At 66.1% G+C, this 16200-nt stretch carries 12 protein-coding genes and 1 riboswitch; of the genes, 1 reads left to right on the top strand and 11 read right to left on the bottom strand.

The window, feature by feature from the left end; all coding sequences use genetic code 11:
• Window positions 1-26: 26 nt before the first annotated feature.
• The 7 genes from proB to FDW84_RS19195 all read right to left on the bottom strand — a co-directional run bounded on the left by proB (window position 27) and on the right by FDW84_RS19195 (window position 9317).
• A complete protein-coding gene (gene proB, locus FDW84_RS03480; protein ID WP_138606636.1) occupies window positions 27-1178 on the bottom strand; it encodes a glutamate 5-kinase in 1152 nt (383 codons plus the stop codon).
• A complete protein-coding gene (obgE, locus tag FDW84_RS03475; RefSeq protein ID WP_138606634.1) occupies window positions 1168-2757 on the bottom strand; it encodes a GTPase ObgE in 1590 nt (529 codons plus the stop codon). Before obgE ends, proB begins: the two co-directional genes overlap by 11 nt.
• Window positions 2758-2873: 116 nt before the next feature.
• Window positions 2874-3137 carry a 50S ribosomal protein L27 gene (rpmA, locus tag FDW84_RS03470; RefSeq protein WP_009372867.1) on the bottom strand — a complete coding sequence of 88 codons (264 nt, stop codon included), beginning with the start codon at window positions 3135-3137 and terminating at the stop codon, window positions 2874-2876.
• A 61-nt stretch (window positions 3138-3198) separates the two neighbouring features.
• A complete protein-coding gene (rplU, locus tag FDW84_RS03465) occupies window positions 3199-3507 on the bottom strand; it encodes a 50S ribosomal protein L21 (protein WP_013601324.1) in 309 nt (102 codons plus the stop codon).
• 263 nt (window positions 3508-3770) lie between these two features.
• On the bottom strand, window positions 3771-5324 hold the full coding sequence (locus FDW84_RS03460; protein WP_138607185.1) for a bifunctional hydroxymethylpyrimidine kinase/phosphomethylpyrimidine kinase: 1554 nt from the start codon (window positions 5322-5324) through the stop codon (window positions 3771-3773).
• A gap of 7 nt (window positions 5325-5331) precedes the next feature.
• Window positions 5332-5429: riboswitch (TPP riboswitch) on the bottom strand.
• 131 nt (window positions 5430-5560) lie between these two features.
• Window positions 5561-9067: an Rne/Rng family ribonuclease gene (locus FDW84_RS03455; RefSeq protein WP_138606632.1), complete on the bottom strand. Its 3507-nt coding sequence runs from the start codon at window positions 9065-9067 to the stop codon at window positions 5561-5563.
• An 88-nt stretch (window positions 9068-9155) separates the two neighbouring features.
• Window positions 9156-9317 (bottom strand): hypothetical protein, encoded by a 162-nt coding sequence (locus FDW84_RS19195; protein WP_171027225.1) that lies wholly within the window; start codon window positions 9315-9317, stop codon window positions 9156-9158.
• A 190-nt stretch (window positions 9318-9507) separates the two neighbouring features.
• Between FDW84_RS19195 and FDW84_RS03450 the strand changes: the two genes are divergently transcribed.
• Window positions 9508-10191 carry a vitamin K epoxide reductase family protein gene (locus FDW84_RS03450; RefSeq protein ID WP_138606630.1) on the top strand — a complete coding sequence of 228 codons (684 nt, stop codon included), beginning with the start codon at window positions 9508-9510 and terminating at the stop codon, window positions 10189-10191.
• A gap of 87 nt (window positions 10192-10278) precedes the next feature.
• Here the strand turns inward: FDW84_RS03450 and ndk are convergent, their stop codons facing one another.
• Genes ndk through ileS form a run of 4 tightly spaced genes read right to left on the bottom strand, consistent with a single transcriptional unit; the run spans window position 10279 to window position 15920 of the window.
• Complete coding sequence (gene ndk / locus FDW84_RS03445; RefSeq protein ID WP_138606628.1) at window positions 10279-10701, bottom strand: nucleoside-diphosphate kinase; 423 nt, start codon at window positions 10699-10701, stop codon at window positions 10279-10281.
• Window positions 10702-10755: 54 nt separating this feature from the next.
• The gene (locus FDW84_RS03440; RefSeq protein WP_138606626.1) at window positions 10756-11223 is read right to left on the bottom strand and encodes a DUF4233 domain-containing protein; all 468 of its coding nucleotides are present in this window, start codon (window positions 11221-11223) and stop codon (window positions 10756-10758) included.
• Between the two features lie 3 nt (window positions 11224-11226).
• On the bottom strand, window positions 11227-12585 hold the full coding sequence (locus FDW84_RS03435; RefSeq protein ID WP_138606624.1) for a bifunctional folylpolyglutamate synthase/dihydrofolate synthase: 1359 nt from the start codon (window positions 12583-12585) through the stop codon (window positions 11227-11229).
• On the bottom strand, window positions 12582-15920 hold the full coding sequence (ileS, locus tag FDW84_RS03430; protein WP_138606622.1) for an isoleucine--tRNA ligase: 3339 nt from the start codon (window positions 15918-15920) through the stop codon (window positions 12582-12584). The genes FDW84_RS03435 and ileS overlap by 4 nt, the downstream gene beginning before the upstream one ends.
• Between the last annotated feature and the right edge of the window lie 280 nt (window positions 15921-16200).

Raw genomic sequence — 16200 nt, 5'->3', positions numbered from 1 at the left:
GGTTCAAGTTTAGGCGAGGGCGGGACTCAGACCAGCACCAGGTCGTCAACATGAACAACTTCGCGGTCATAGCCGGTGCCGAGTTCCTCGCCAAGCTCGCGGGTGGACCTGCCCAGCATCCGCGGCAGTTCCTGGGACGAGTAATTCACCAGGCCGCGCGCCACCACCGTACCGTCCGCACTGGCAATTTCGACGGCGTCGCCCGCTTCAAACTCGCCGGCAACGGCCGATATGCCGGCAGGGAGCAGTGAAGTGCGGTGGTGCCGCACAGCCCGGACGGCACCGTCGTCGAGGACCAGGCGCCCCTGGACGGAGGCAACGTGTGCCAGCCACAGCAGCCGTACTGGCTTGCGGGCGCCGTTGACGGTGAACCACGTGCCCACGTCCTCCCCGTTAAGCGCCGCAGCGGCGTTGGGCGTGGAGGTGACCAGGGCATGGATGCCGCTGCCGGCTGCCATGGTGGCTGCCTCCACCTTCGTGACCATGCCGCCGGTGCCGACGCCGGCCTTGCCGGTTTTTCCGATGGAAACGCCCTCAAGATCCTGCGGACCCTCAACCAGCGGTATCCGCTGCGCGCCCTGGGCCGGCGGGCCGTCGTAAAGGGAGTCGACGTCGGAAAGCAGCACGAGCGCGTCGGCGCGGACCAGGTGGGCCACCAGTGCGGCCAGCCGGTCGTTGTCGCCGAAGCGGATCTCGTGGGTGGCCACGGTGTCGTTCTCGTTGACCACAGGGACCACGCCGAGGTTCAGCAGCCGGTCCAGGGCGCGGAAGGCGTTAGTGTGCTGGCTTCGCCGCATCAGGTCTTCCGCCGTCAGTAACACCTGGCTCACGGTGACGCCGTGCGCGCCGAAAGCCTGGGTGTACCGGGCCATCAGCAGGCCCTGGCCCACACTCGCTGCAGCCTGCTGGGTGGCAAGGTCCCGGGGGCGCTTCGCCAGGCCAAGCGGGGCCAGGCCGGCGGCAATGGCGCCGGACGAAACCAGGATGATTTCCGTCCCGGTGTTACGCTTGGCAGCCAGGGCGTCCGCAAGGGCAGTCAGCGATTCTTCCGAGATGCCGCCCTTGATGCTGGTCAGCGACGACGAGCCAACCTTCACCACGATCCGGCGCGCGCCTGTAAGGACGCTCCTGTCCACGCCCCGGGCAAGCGGTGCCGCGGCTGGAGTCCTAGAAGTCATCGTCGGCGTCCAGTCCGCTTTCTTTCAGGGGCTGGGCGGCACGCCGGCCGCTGACGGACTCAGTCCAAATGCCGGCTTTCCGCTCAGCCTCGAGCTCGGCACGGGCGGCAGCCTTGGCATCGCGGCGCTCCTGCTGTTCCTCGCGCTTTTGGCTCCGGGTCGGCCGGTCACCGATGTCGGCGAAGCGGACGTCGGTGCCGCGCGGCGAAGCCAGGAGTTCGGCACCGGCCATCATGGTGGGCTCCCAGTCGAAGACCACGCCGTCGTCTTCGCCGATCACGACGGTATCGCCGGGCTTGGCTCCCATCTTGAACAGTTCGGTTTCAACCCCCAGCTTGGCCAGGCGGTCAGCCAGGTAGCCGATGGCTTCCTCGTTGGTGAAGTCTGTCTGCTTGACCCAGCGCTCGGGCTTTTCCCCAAGGACGCGGAAGAGCGGCTCGAGGCTCTTCTCCTCGCGACGGATCTTGAACCCGGTCTCGTTGACAGCACGGGGCCGCAGCACGGCGGGCTGCACCTTGGGCGGAGCGGCGGCCACGGCGTCGCGGGCGTCCTTGACGATCTCTGCCATGGCAAAGCCCAGCTGGCGGAGGCCTTCATGGCTGGTGGCCGAGACCTCGAACACGCGGTAGCCACGGGACTCCAGCTCCGGCCGGACAAAATCGGCCATGTCCCTGCCATCGGGCAGGTCCACCTTGTTCAGCGCCACCAGGCGGGGGCGGTGGTTCAGCGGAACCACTTCACCGTCCTGGCCGGCGTAGCTCATGTCCACGGCGTACTTCTCCAACTCGGCCTCGATGACGGCGAGGTCCGAGAGGGGGTCACGGTCCGATTCAAGCGTTCCGCAGTCAAGGACGTGGACCAGCGCGGCGCACCGCTCCACGTGCCGCAGGAAGTGGTGCCCCAGGCCCTTGCCCTCGCTGGCGCCCTCAATGAGGCCGGGCACATCGGCAATGGTGAACCGGATGTCTCCGGCCTGGACCACGCCAAGGTTGGGGACCAGCGTGGTGAACGGGTAGTCGGCAATTTTGGGCCGCGCGGCGGACATGGCGGCAATGAGGCTTGACTTGCCTGCGGACGGGAAGCCCACCAGTGCGATATCGGCAATGGACTTCAGTTCCAGGACGATATCCCTGGATTCACCTTCGATGCCCAGCAGCGCGAAACCCGGAGCGCGGCGCTTCTGCGAGGAGAGGGCGGCGTTGCCCAGGCCGCCGATGCCGCCGGCGGCGGCAACGTATTCGGCGCCTTCGCCTACGAGGTCGGCCAGGACCGTGCCGTCCTTGGACTTGACTACGGTACCGTCGGGGACGGGCAGGACCAGGGTCTCGCCGTTCTTGCCGCCGCGCCAGTCACCCATGCCGGGGCCGCCGTTCGTTGCGTGCCGGTGCGGTGCGTGGTGGTAGTCAAGCAGGGTGGTGGTCTGGTGATCAACGCGGAGGATGACATCGCCGCCATTGCCGCCGTTGCCGCCGTCGGGACCGCCCAGCGGCTTGAACTTTTCCCGGTGGACCGAGACGCACCCGTGGCCGCCGGTACCGCCGGATACGTGCAGTACTACCCGGTCTACAAAGCTGGCCACGTGGATCTCCTCAGTGCTGTTATTCGCGGCGTGCAGGGACGCCACATCGATTGTAGTGCGGTTAAAGAACAGTGGAGCGGACCATCAGGTCCGCTCCACCGCTTCAGAACTGGTTGTTACTCTGCAGCCGCAGCAGCAACGATGTTGACGACGCGACGACCGCGGCGGGTGCCGAATTCAACGGCTCCCGGGGTCAGTGCGAACAGGGTGTCATCTCCGCCACGGCCAACGCCGGCACCTGGGTGGAAGTGGGTGCCGCGCTGGCGGACGATGATCTCGCCGGCGGAAACTACCTGGCCGCCGAAGCGCTTGACGCCGAGGTACTGAGCGTTGGAGTCACGGCCGTTGCGAGTGGAGCTCGCGCCCTTTTTATGTGCCATCTGAAATGCCTGCCTCTAAATTCTGGGGAATTTGCTGAAAAACCTGAACAGTAACCGGTAGTTACTGAATGCCGGTGATCTTGACCTTGGTCAGTTCCTGGCGGTGACCCTGGCGCTTCTTGTAACCGGTCTTGTTCTTGAACTTCTGGATGACAATCTTAGGACCGCGGAGGTCCTGGAGGATTTCAGCCGTAACGGTCACCTTGGCCAGGTCAGCAGCGGCGGAGGTGACTTTGTCACCATCCACCAGGAGCAGTGCGGGCAGCTGAATGGTGCTGCCAGCTCCACCGGCGACGCGGTTCAGGGTAACGAAGTCTCCAACAGAAACCTTCTCTTGGCGGCCGCCTGCGCGGACAATCGCGTACACCACTTGGGAACTCACTTCTCTCGACGTTTATTACAAATTTGCGTGCGGAACCCTGCTCAATAATTGGCTGGGCTCTCGCTGTGCCTCAACGCCGTGGGGTCATAACCCAAGTGTTGGCGTAAGCACCGAAGATCTAGAATACGCTAGTTTTGTCTTCGGCCGCAAATGAGGCTGGTTCCGGCGGGTGGTCTGTGATAGGAACCACAGGACTTTTCCATCCCCGGAGCGTGCCCCACCATATTACCGGCAGCGCACTGGTCCAGGCGTCAGGAATGAAGGCGCGGCGCGTCGAAAAATTCCGTTTCCAGGCGGCAGGACTGCCTGAACGCCGTGGTCATGGCGGCCCTCTCGTCATCCGATGCTGCGCGCCCGGCCCTGTCCACGATGGCAATCGCCGTCCGGGTTGCCTCGGCGAAACCTTCATCGGCATAGGTGCGCAGCCAGTCAGCGTAGGGGTGGCTCGCCGGCTCGCCGGCTGCGAGGAACTGCGCATGCAGGGTGGTGCCCGCTTCGGCATATAGCCAGAAGCAGGGCAGGACTGCCGCGGCCAGCACTGCGTAGCTGCCCGACGCCGAAGCCGCCACCAGATGGTCGACGTAGGACTTGGTGACGGGCCCCAGTTCCGTCGGGGCAGGGCGGGTGCTCAGCCAGGTGCGGTGGAGTTCGGACTCGACTTCCAAGCATTGCTGCGCGGAACGCGCCCAGAACAGCTGCTCCGCCTCCGTCGGGGCGAGCGCGCTTGCCCGCGCCAGGACGCGGGAATAGCCGTTGAGATAGATGGCGTCCTGGGCCAGGTAGTAGGCAAACTGGCGTTCGGGCAGGATGCCCGAGGCCAGGTCCTTGATGAAGGCCAGGCCGTAAATCGCTGCGAGTTCCCTTTCCGCTTCAGTCCACAGCTGTGCCGCGAAGCTGCCCTCCCCAGCATCCGTGTGCAGGTGGTGGAAGTGGTGGACGGGCCCGCTGCCCTGTCCCACGTCCAGCCGCCCGGAGGCGTCCAGGGCGCCTGCAAGCCAGGGCTTGACCTCCCGAAGGGTTGCCTCCCAGTCCCCCACCCGCGCCTGGACCGTTGCCATGGCCGAGGAAAGGGAACAGCCCGTGCCATGGCTGTTCCGCGTGGCCACCCGCTTGCCGGGGACCACCACGACTTCCTGGCCAAGCAGGCCGGAGGTGTTCACCAGCGCATCGGGGCACTCCTCCCCCGCCAAGTGGCCGCCCTTGACCAGGACGGTGGTTCCAGTGGCAGCGGCGAGCTGCCGGCCCTGTTCCAGTGCGCCTTCCCAGCTCTCCTGCATCTTCCCGCCAGCCAGCATGGCAAGTTCAGCAAGGTTGGGGGTGATGAGGTGGGCCAGGGGAAGCAGCCCGCGAAGTGCCTCCTCCGCAGACTCCTGGAGGAGCCGGTCACCGCTGGTGGCCACCATGACGGGGTCCAGGACCACGACGCCGGGACGCACCTCGTCGAGCCATGCCCGGACAGCTTCGATCACCTCGGTGCCGCCCAGCATCCCGATTTTCACGGCGTCGATGCTGATGTCCTCGCTAATGGCCTCAAGCTGCTGGGTGAGGAAGGCGGCGGGCGGAACGTGGACGGCCCGCACGCCGCAGGTGTTCTGCGCGGTGAGGGCGGTGATGGCAGCCATGCCGTAGCCGCCGTGGGCCGCGATGCTTTTGAGGTCTGCCTGCACGCCGGCACCGCCGGAAGGATCGGAGCCGGCAATGGAGAGGACCCGGGGCACATCCCGGCCCTGGGCATCCCGGGGTGAAGGAGCCGGTGCAGGTTTGCCCTGGACGGTGGCAATTGCCTGATTCGTGGCAGTGGGCATTTCAAGAGTCGAAGACAAGAGACATCCCTTCGCCGGTGCTAACCGGACAGGTTCAACGGGTCTGGATCTCAGCCGGCCCTGCGCGCGGCACCCCGTGTCGTTTCCCAGCCTAGCTTTTTTGCCGGGTCACGGCGAAGGTGACGGATTGCTACCGCACCCCTGGCCTGCTCCCTTAAACCCAAATGCCCGGCCGTCCACTGTTCGTGGCGGGCCGGGCATTCCGGATATTTGTGGCTTTACAGCTCCGAGGCGGGAACCCCGACACCCAGGATGATGGGCGCCTCGGCGGGCTTGCTGCTGCTTGCCTTGGCGGCGGGCGCCTGGTCAGGCTCCGGTGCCTTGGCTGAATGGGAATGTCCGGTTGCCGCTGCCGGAACATTCTCGTGCTGCTCCACCGACGTCTCGTTGGCTGCCCCTTGCGCACGGCTGGCACTGCGGTTGCGGCGTGCCCGGCGCGGGCGGGACTGCTCCAGGGTGTGGTCGGAATAGTCTTTTTCCGCGGCGGCAGGAACCGTCCGCTGCTGCGGCTGGTCCTGCTGCGCCGGGGTGGCCCGGACCTGCTCCGGTTCCCGTTCCGCGGTCTGCTCGGCCTTCTCTTCGGCGGCAGGGGGCTCGCCCAGGTGGGCGAAGGCTTCGGCGAGCCGGTCGAGCGTCAGGGCCGGTTTCGGCTGTTGCTCCTCGGCATGTTCCACAAACGGCAGGACCACTTTCTCCCCGCCGAAGGTCAGGACCGCGGCAGGCCGGGGGGCTTCGCCGTCGTGCTTCTCAGGCGCCTGTGCTGCCAACTCGGCGGGCGCCGCCGGCTGGGCAGGCGCCGCCTGGCGGGCCGCGGCCACCTCGTCGTCATGAAGATGGGCAGCATGTGCAGCCGCAGCGATGTTGGCAAGGGCCAGCCTGGTGGCTTCTGCTTTCGCATGCCGCTCGGCGTCTGCCGGGTCCGGGTGGACCGTGTGCACGTGGACTGCGGGGGCAGGGGCAACATCGGGCTGCTGGCCGCCGCGGCCGCGGCGCCGTTTCCGGTCCGGACGGCTGCCCGGCTGGCTGCTGTCCGTCCGCTGGCCCTCATTCCGGTGACCTTCGGCGCGTACCTCCGGCCTGCTGTCCGAACGCTGCACGTGGTGCTCGGCTGCAACAATGTTGGCACGGCGGTGTTCCACGGGATCGTCATGGGTCACCACCCCGCGGCCGGCGCAGGCTTCACACTGCTCACCGAACACTTCCAGGAGCCCGGTACCCATGCGCTTGCGGGTCATCTGGACCAGGCCAAGGGACGTGACCTCGGCAACCTGGTGCTTGGTACGGTCCCGGCCCAGGCATTCCACCAGGCGGCGCAGCACCAGGTCGCGGTTGGATTCGAGGACCATGTCGATGAAGTCGATGACGATGATGCCGCCGATGTCGCGCAGGCGAAGCTGCCGCACCACTTCCTCGGCGGCCTCAAGGTTGTTCTTGGTTACCGTCTCTTCGAGGTTGCCGCCGCTGCCGGTGAACTTGCCCGTGTTGACGTCCACCACGGTCATGGCTTCGGTGCGGTCGATCACCAATGAGCCGCCGGAGGGGAGGAAGACCTTCCGCTCCAGGGCCTTGTGGATCTGCTCGTCGATCCGCCACGCTGCGAAGATGTCCTGGTCCTTGGTCCACTTCTCAAGCCGGCCCACCAGGTCCGGGGCCACGTAGGTGACATAGGCCTCGATGGTGTCCCAGGCTTCCTCGCCGGAAACGATCAGCTTGGAGAAGTCCTCGTTGAAAACGTCGCGGACCACCTTGATGGTGAGGTCCGGTTCGCCGTAGAGCAGTTCAGGGGCAAGGACCTTGGTGGACTTGGACTGGCTTTCGATGCCCTCCCACTGCGCGCGCAGCCGGTTGATATCGTGGGTCAACTCTTCCTCGGATGCGCCTTCGGCGGCGGTGCGCACAATCACGCCTGCCTGCTCCGGGAGGCGGTCCTTGAGGATCCGCTTGAGGCGGTTGCGTTCGACGTCGGGCAGCTTGCGGGAGATGCCGGTCATGGAACCGCCGGGCACGTAGACGAGGTAGCGGCCGGGCAGCGAAATCTGGCTGGTGAGGCGCGCGCCCTTGTGTCCCACGGGGTCTTTGGTGACCTGGACCAGGACGGTGTCCCCGGACTTGAGCGCGTTTTCGATCCTGCGCTGCTTGCCCTCGAGGTTGACGGCCTCCCAGTTGACTTCGCCGGCGTACAGGACGGCGTTGCGGCCGCGCCCAATGTCCACGAAGGCGGCTTCCATGGACGGCAGGACGTTCTGCACCTTGCCCAGGTAGACGTTGCCGATCAGCGAGTCCTGCTGCGTCTTGGAGACAAAGTGCTCGGCCAGGACGCCATCCTCGAGGACGGCGATCTGAATTCTGTCGTCGCGCTGGCGGACAATCATCTGCCGGTCCACGGACTCCCTGCGGGCCAGGAACTCCGCCTCGGTGATAACGGTGCGGCGGCGGCCGGTGTCGCGTGATTCGCGGCGGCGCTGCTTCTTTGCCTCCAGGCGGGTGGAACCCTTAACGCTGGTGACGCGATTGCTGGAAGGCGCCTCACTGACTGCGCGCGGTGCGCGAACACGCGTCACCGTGTTGGGCGGATCATCCTCAGCCCCGCCCGTCAGTTCGAGGTCCTGGTCGCCACGGCGGCGGCGACGGCGACGGCGGGAGGTCACGACGTCGTCCGCCTGGCCGAGGGATTCCCCGTCAGTCTCCTCGGTAACGTCGGCATCGGCGGCGTCACTGCTTTCCGCATCGGCCTCAGCGTCCCGCTCGCCCAGCCGGCTGCGGCTCCGGCGGCCGCGGCCCCGGCGCCTCCGGCGGCTGCCGGCGTCCTCGGAATCATCTTCCGTATCGTCTTCGTCAGCTTCTTCCGCGGCAGCCGGCGCGGGCCGCACGACCGTGCTGAGGTCCGGGGCCTGGAACAGCACGGATGTGGGCGAACCGGGCTCCATGAACAGTGATGCGAAGGGGCTGGCGGGAGCGGAGGGCGCTTCAGGTGCTGCTGTGGCAGGGGCCGACGGCTCCTGCCCGGCTCCAGTCGCCGCGCCGGCGCTCTCCGAAACTTCTGCTGCTGCCCCGGGCCCTGGGTTTACCGTTCCGGATACCTCCGCGGCCGTCTGATCCGCGGACGGTGCAGGTGCTTCGCCTGTTGCCTGTGCTTCCGGTGCTGCCTCTTCCCCGGCAGCCGGCGTTTCGGCCACTTCTCCGGCTGCGGCCGGGGCCGGCTGTTCCAACGGCAGCGGCTCTGCGGCCGGCGCTGCGGCCTCGGGAGCGGCAACCGGGGCTGAGGCCTTCCGGGTGGCAACGCGACGGCGGCGGACAGGCTTCGTTTCCGGCTCCGGCTCCACTGCGGGGTCCGCACCCTCGGCGCTGTTCGGTGCACCTGCATCAACTGCGACCGCTGTCTCCGCTGCAACGTCCGCGCCAGCGGCTGCTGACTCGTCCGCAAAGGCGGGCAGCGGCTCGGCGGTCTCTGCCTTCTTCCGGGCGCGGGTGCGCCGTGCAGGGGCTTTCGTTTCTGCAGCGGCGGCCTCGGCGTTCTCGGCCGTGGCCTGGTCGGCGGGCCCCTCCCCTGCCGGCAGGTTTTCTTCCGGGGTGTCCGCTCCGGTGCCAATTTCTGCTGTGGCGGTCAGGCCGTCGTCGGCCTTCCCTGCAGGCTTTCGCCGGGTCCTCGTGGCCTTCTTCGGCGCGGTAGCAGCCTCGGCGGCAGCTGCTTCATCGTTAACGGCTGAAACTTGTTCATTATCCATATGTGGCAACACTCCTGCCCCTGACGTACCGCCACATCCGGCACCCATTGGGGCACATATTGTCAAAACCCGCAGGCCTTGACAGAAGTCAAGTGGATACCTCCAGGTTCGCACCGGCAGTGGGGTGCGGCAGCCCGTGGAGGCCGGCGGGATGTTCTGAAACCCGTTGTTCGAAGTGCCACAACCAGGTGCCGCCCAATGGAGTGCGGGAGGCTGCGTCGGTGAAGCCGATGCCTGCCCTGCTCATCATTGGCGGTCTTGCGAACAAGCCACCGGACCGGAGTCCGAAGTGTGGTTCGGGTTCCAGCCACGTTCATTCTCTCATACACGGGCTATCTAGCGGCGGAGGCGGCTGCACCTGTTCCCCTGCCTGGAAGGTCTTCCCAGCCGCCGGCGTTACAATCAGGCAAGGAGCACCCGATGAAAAGGACGCCTAGCCCATGCCCAGCATTTCCCCACCCAGCGGCACTTCGGCCCCGGAACGGAGCCTGAACCAGGACCGCGATCCTGCAGCCGACGCGGCAGGATCTGTCCCGGCGATGACGCGGAACCGGCCCTTCGGCTGGCTCCTCGTCATTACCGGCGCCATCGGCTGGCTCGCCTCCGGAACCCTGGTCCTGGAAAAACTGGCCGTACTCCAGGATCCCAACCACACCACAGTGTGCGACGTGAACCCGTGGATCTCCTGCGGCGACGTGATGAAGACCTGGCAGAGTTCGCTGTTCGGGTTCCCCAACATGTTCATCGGCATCGTTGCCTTCGCCGTGATCATCACCGTGGGCATGGCGCTGCTGTCAGGTGCAACCTTTGCCCGCTGGTTCTGGGTTGGCCTGCAAACGGGTGTCACGCTTGGCTTCGTGTTCGTCGTGTGGCTCTGGTCCCAGGCACTCTACGACATCCGCATCCTGTGCCCGTTCTGCATGATCGTTTGGGCAGCCATGATTCCGCTCTTCGTCTGGGTGACCATCCGCAACATCACGGCCGGCGTCATCCGGGTTCCCGCCAGGGCCGCCCGCGTCCTGGCCGACTCCGGCTGGATCATCACCGCGCTGCTGTACGTCGCGGTCATCGCCACCATCTTCTTCGCGTTCATCCAGGTGTTCGCGGGAACGTCAGGGTTCTAGACCGCAGTTCGAAACCTGCGAGGTGACAGATAAGGCCGATGTTCACGAAGAACATCGGCCTTATCTGTCACCTCAACAGGACTCCGCTCAGGACTCCTGGAACCAGATCTTGATCTCGCGCTCAGCGGAATTGCTCGAGTCGGAGCCGTGGACCAGGTTCTGCTGCACCTTCTGGCCCCAGTCCCGGCCGAAGTCGCCGCGGATGGTGCCGGGGGCGGCGGTGGTGGGGTCGGTAGTGCCGGCCAGTGACCGGAACCCCTCAATGACGCGGTGGCCTTCGAAAATGGCCGCGACGACAGGACCGCTCAGCATGAACTCCACCAGCGGCTCGTAGAAGGGCTTGCCCACGTGCTCCTCGTAGTGCTGCTCCAGCAGTTCGCGGGAGGCGTCAACCTTTTTCAGCTCGGCCAGGGTGTACCCCTTGGCTTCGATGCGGGCCAGAATGGCGCCGGTAAGGTTACGGGCGACGCCGTCGGGCTTGATCAGGACGAGGGTGCGCTCAGTGGTCACAACTGCTCCAATGCGTTGGGTTGGGTTTCGGGACAAGTCTACGGGGACTTCGCCTTACGGGGATTGTGGCTGTTCGCCCGGCCCGGCGGCCTGGTCTGGATGCGTTGCCTCCCACTCGGCCTGCTCGCGCGCGCGTTCCCCGGCTTCCAAGTCCAGCCGGATTCCGGTGCGGATCCCGTACCACCAGGCGGCGGCGAAGAGGGCGCCCACCAGGAACATGGCGGGTTCGAAGATGCCGGTCAGGATCAGGACGAGCTGCAGGATCCAGCCCAGCCCCATGCCCCAGGGTTTGGTGAGGAAGGCGCATGCCACCACCATCACCGCACTCAGCGCAATGCCAACCCCCAGGATGAGCGACGGCGGGAACTCACCGCGGCGCAGTCCGAAAACCACCAAGGTGGCGAAGAACATGACGAAGGCTTCCAGGAGGAGCACCGTGGAAGCGAACAAGACCTTGGTGGAGCGGCGTTTCTTTGGCATGCCCGGGCGCCATTCGCGCTGGGCCTTGGTCAGCCTGGCCATTGCCTACGCCTCCGTCTTTCCGAGCAGGATCCGCGCTTCCGCCACCAGGGTGATGGAGCCGGTGACCAGCACGCCGCCGGAGAGGTCGTCGTTGGCTTCTGCCCGTTCCACCGCCCATTCCAGGGCGTCGTCGAGCTTTTCGGCGATGTGCACGTTGTCCTCGCCGAAACCCAGGTCGACGGCCAGTTCGGCGAGTTCGGCCGCCGGGACCGCGCGCGGGGAGTTCGACTGCGTGAAGCAGAACTCTTCTGCCACTTCTCCCAGGGATTCCTTGAGCTGGCGGAGGATTTCCTCGGCGTCTTTTTCCTGCAGCACGCCCACCACCGGGACCAGCCTGGTGAAGGTGAAGGCCTCCTGGAGGGCGGCGGCAGAGGCCTTGATGCCGTCGGGATTGTGGGCGGCATCCACAATGATGGTGGGCGCGGTCCGCACCACCTCCAGCCGGCCCGGGGATGACACGTTGGCGAAGCCTTCCTGCAGGACCTCGAAGTCGAGTTCCTTTTCGCCGCCGAAGAAGGCTTCAAGGGCAGCGACTGCCACGGCGGCGTTCTGGGCCTGGTGGGCGCCGTGCAGCGGCACCAGCAGGTCCGGGTAGCGGCCCGCGATACCCTGGACGGTGACCATTTGGCCGCCCACTGCCACTGTCCGCGATTCAACCCCGAATTCCACGCCTTCGAAGCGGAAGGGCACACCCACGTCCTTGGCCTTCTCCAGCAGGACCTGGGCGGCGTCCAGCGGCTGGGCGGCGCTGATGAGGTAGCCGCCGGGCTTGATGATGCCGGCCTTTTCGTACGCGATGTCTTCCGTGGTGTCACCCAGCAGGTCGGTGTGGTCCAGGGAGATCGGCGTGATCACGGATACCTGGCCGTCCCCCACGTTGGTCGCGTCGGTGATGCCGCCCAGGCCGACCTCAATGACGGCCACGTTCACCGGCTGGTCAGCGAAGATGGCAAAACCAAGGATGGTCAGGCATTCGAAGTAGGTGAGGCGCGGCTGGCCCTCGGCCTCCAGCTCCGAATCCACGATCTGCAGGTAGGGACGGATCTCGTCCCAGATGCGGACGAACGTCTCGTCGGAGACCGGGTGGCCGTCGATGCTGATCCGTTCGGTGACCTTGGACAGATGCGGGCTGGTGTACCGGCCGGTGCTCAGCCCATGGGCACGGAGGACGGACTCGATCATGCGCGCCGTGGAGGTCTTGCCGTTGGTCCCGGTCACGTGGATGATCGGGAACGCCTTGTTCGGCTCCCCCAGCACATCCATGGCCCGGAACAGCGGCGCGAGCCGCGGCTCCATCTTGTTCTCCGGCGCCCTGCCCAGCAGTTCGGCGTAGACACTTTCCACCGAGAAATGATCGGTCATGCTGCCGCCTCCACTTTTTCCACGGCGACGACGGACTCGGCGACGTCTGCAGGTTCCGCCACGAGGTCCACGGTCAGGGTTTCGTCCTTCACCAGGCCGGCGTTGGCGAGCAGGGCATCGACGACGTTCTGCCGGGCAGTGACCGATGTCCGAATGCGGTCGCTCACGTTGAGCCCGGCGTCCTTGCGTGCCTGCTGGATGGCGCGGACCATGTCCCTGGCCAGGCCTTCCGCTTCGAGTTCGGGGGTGACCTCGGTGTTCAGGACCACGAAGCCGCCGCCGGGCAGGACCGCGACGGCCTTGGTGGACGCACCGCCTTCGGACTCGGCCACTACGATTTCCAGCGTGTACTCCTGCGGTTCGAGCTGCAGACCGCCGGCGGTGACCACCCCGTCGTCATCCACTGACCAGTCGCCGGACTTTGAACCCTTGATGGCCAGCTGGACGTTCTTGCCGAGCCGCGGGCCGGCGGCACGGGCATTGACCACCAGCTTCTGCTGGACGCCGAATTCCTCCGGTGATGCCGTGGCAGCATCCAGCAGCCGGACGGAGCGCAGGTTGAGCTCGTCCGCGACGACGGCGGCGAATCCTGCCAGCGCGTCGGCGCCGGGTGCCACCACCGTCAGTTCCCGGAGCGGAAGGCGGACGCGCAGGTTTGCGGCCTTGCGCAGTGAGGACCCGGTGGAACAGATCTGCTGGACCTTGTCCATGGCCTGGACCAGGTCCGCGTTGGCGGGGAACAGCGCCGCGTCGGGCCAGTCGGCCAGGTGGACGGAACGGCCGCCGGTGAGGCCGCGCCAGATCTCCTCGGAAACCAGCGGCAGCAGCGAGGCGGCGGCCCGGGAGACGGTCTCCAGCGCCGTGAAGAGCGCATCGAAGGCGTCCCGGTCCTCGTCAAAGAACCGCTGGCGGCTGCGGCGCACGTACCAGTTCGTGAGCATGTCCAGGTAGCTGCGCAGGGCGTCGCAGGCTCCCGAGATGTCGTACTCGTCCAGGCGTTCAGTCATGGTGCTGACAAGCTCGCCGGTGTTGGCCAGCAGGTACTGGTCAAGGGTATCGACGTAGCCGTCATAGCGGAGCTGCGCGTCGTAGCCGGCCCCGCTGTTGGCAGCGTTCGTGTAAAGCGTGAAGAAGCTGTACACGTTCCACAGCGGCAGGATGACCTGGCGGACGCCGTCGCGGATGCCCTGCTCGGTCACCACGAGGTTGCCGCCGCGGAGGATGGGGCTGGACATCAGGAACCAGCGCATGGCGTCGGAGCCGTCACGGTCCAGCACCTCGGACACATCCGGGTAGTTGCGCAGGCTCTTGGACATCTTCTGCCCGTCCGAGCCCAGCACGATTCCGTGGCTGATGACGTTGCGGAACGCCGGCCGGTCGAACAGTGCGGTGGACAGGATGTGCAGCATGTAGAACCAGCCGCGGGTCTGTCCGATGTACTCCACGATGAAGTCGGCCGGGTTGTGGGTATCGAACCAGGCTTCATTCTCAAACGGGTAGTGCACCTGGCCGTAGGGCATGGAGCCGGAGTCGAACCAGACGTCCAGCACGTCCTCCACGCGGCGCATGACAGACTGGCCCTCTTCCGGGGTGCGGGGGTCATCCGGGTTGGGGCGGGTCAGGTCATCGATGAACGGCCGGTGCAGGTCCACTTCGCCGTCCTTGTTCCGCGGCAGCCGGCCGAAGTCGGCTTCGATTTCGGCAAGCGATCCGTACACGTCCGTGCGCGGGTATTCGGGGTCGCTGGACTGCCACACGGGGATGGGGCTGCCCCAGTAGCGGTTGCGGCTGATGGACCAGTCGCGCGCGTTCTCCAGCCATTTTCCAAACTGGCCGTCCTTGACGTTGCCGGGGATCCAGTTGATCTCCTGGTTCAGCTCGGACATGCGGTCCTTGAACTTGGTGACCTCCACGTACCAGGAGGACACGGCGCGGTAGATCAGCGGGTTGCGGCAGCGCCAGCAGTGCGGGTAGCTGTGCTCATAGCTGGCCTGGCGCACCAGCCGGCCCTGCGCGCGCAGCACCTGCGTGATGGGCTTGTTCGCTTCGAAGACCTGCAGGCCCACGATGTCGTGCAGGTCGCCGTGCTTGAAGAGCGGGAGGAACTTGGCGCCCTCGTCGACGGAAAGGATGACGGGGATGCCGGCTTCCTCGCAGACCTTCTGGTCGTCCTCGCCGTAGGCCGGGGCCTGGTGGACGAGGCCGGTGCCGTCGGTGGTGGTCACGTAGTCAGCCACCAGGAACCGCCAGGCGTTCTCCATGCCGTACTTTTCGTTGTCGGCAAAGTCATGCCACAGCGGCTCGTAGCCCAGGCCCTCAAGTTCGCTGCCTGTGTGCGTGGAGACCACGGCAGCCTGGGCTGCCTCGAAATCGTCGTAGCCCAGGTCCTTGGCGTAGTTGCCGACCAGGTCCGCGGCCAGCAGGAAGCTTCCTGCGACTGGTGCGTCCGCGGAGGCGGCCTTGATCCCGTTCGGCCCCGCTGGCAGCACGGCGTATGTGATGGAAGGCCCGACGGCGAGGGCGGCGTTGGTGGGCAGGGTCCAGGGCGTGGTGGTCCAGGCGAGGGCCTGGACGCCTGCGAGCTGCCTGGACAGCTCCGACTCCCCCGCTTTGATGGGGAAAGTCACGGTGACGGTCTGGTCCTGGCGGTTCTTGTAGACGTCGTCGTCCATCCGCAGCTCATGGTTGGACAGCGGCGTCTCGTCCTTCCAGCAGTACGGAAGCACCCGGTAGCCGTTGTAGGTCAGGCCCTTCTCGTGCAGCTGCTTGAAGGCCCAGAGGACCGATTCCATGTACTCGACATTGAGCGTTTTGTAGTCGTTGTCGAAGTCCACCCAGCGTGCCTGCCGCGTAACATAGTTCCGCCACTCATCGGCGTACTTCATCACGGAGGCACGGCACGCGTCGTTGAACTTGTCGATGCCCATGGCCTCGATCTGGGTTTTGTCCGTCATGCCCAGCTGCTTCATGGCTTCGAGCTCGGCGGGGAGGCCGTGGGTGTCCCAGCCGAAGCGGCGCTCCACGCGCTTGCCGCGCTGGGTCTGGTAACGGCCCACCAGGTCCTTGGCGTAGCCGGTCAGCAGGTGGCCGTAGTGCGGCAGCCCATTGGCGAAGGGCGGGCCGTCGTAGAAGACGAATTCGTTGCTGCCGGGTTCGCCGCCGGGAGCGTCAGGGCTGCGCTGGTCGATGCTGGCCTGGAAGGTGCCGTCCTGGTCCCAGTACTTCAGGATGCGCTCTTCGATCTCCGGGAACTTCACGGAGGCGGACACTGCGGCGCCGCCGCTGGACGGCGCGCTGGTGGAAGTACTGGCTGAGGCCTTCGGGTAATACGTCATGTCGACATCCTGGGTTGAGCTTGGTGAACTGCCGGCTTGCGCCTTCTGTTCCGTTCAGGATGCGAGGACGGTTCCGTGTCGTCCGCCGGACGCCACGCTCACCGCGGTACCACCTCACTTACCGTGTTGCGCGTCCCCGGAGGAACGGGCGCGACGACGGCCACTCATTACTGCTGTGACGGGCTTACCCGTCCGGTTCTACTGGCGCGTACCCCATGGACCGGTGCGATATGGGAGTTCGCGTGTTCTTCCGGAAGCTCACCGGTGATTGCCGGGTCAT

Origin of the sequence: Pseudarthrobacter sp. NamE5 (genome assembly GCF_005796225.1) — a bacterium.
In the GTDB taxonomy this organism is placed as follows: Bacteria; Actinomycetota; Actinomycetes; order Actinomycetales; family Micrococcaceae; genus Arthrobacter.
This window is presented reverse-complemented; position numbering and strand designations above follow the sequence as displayed.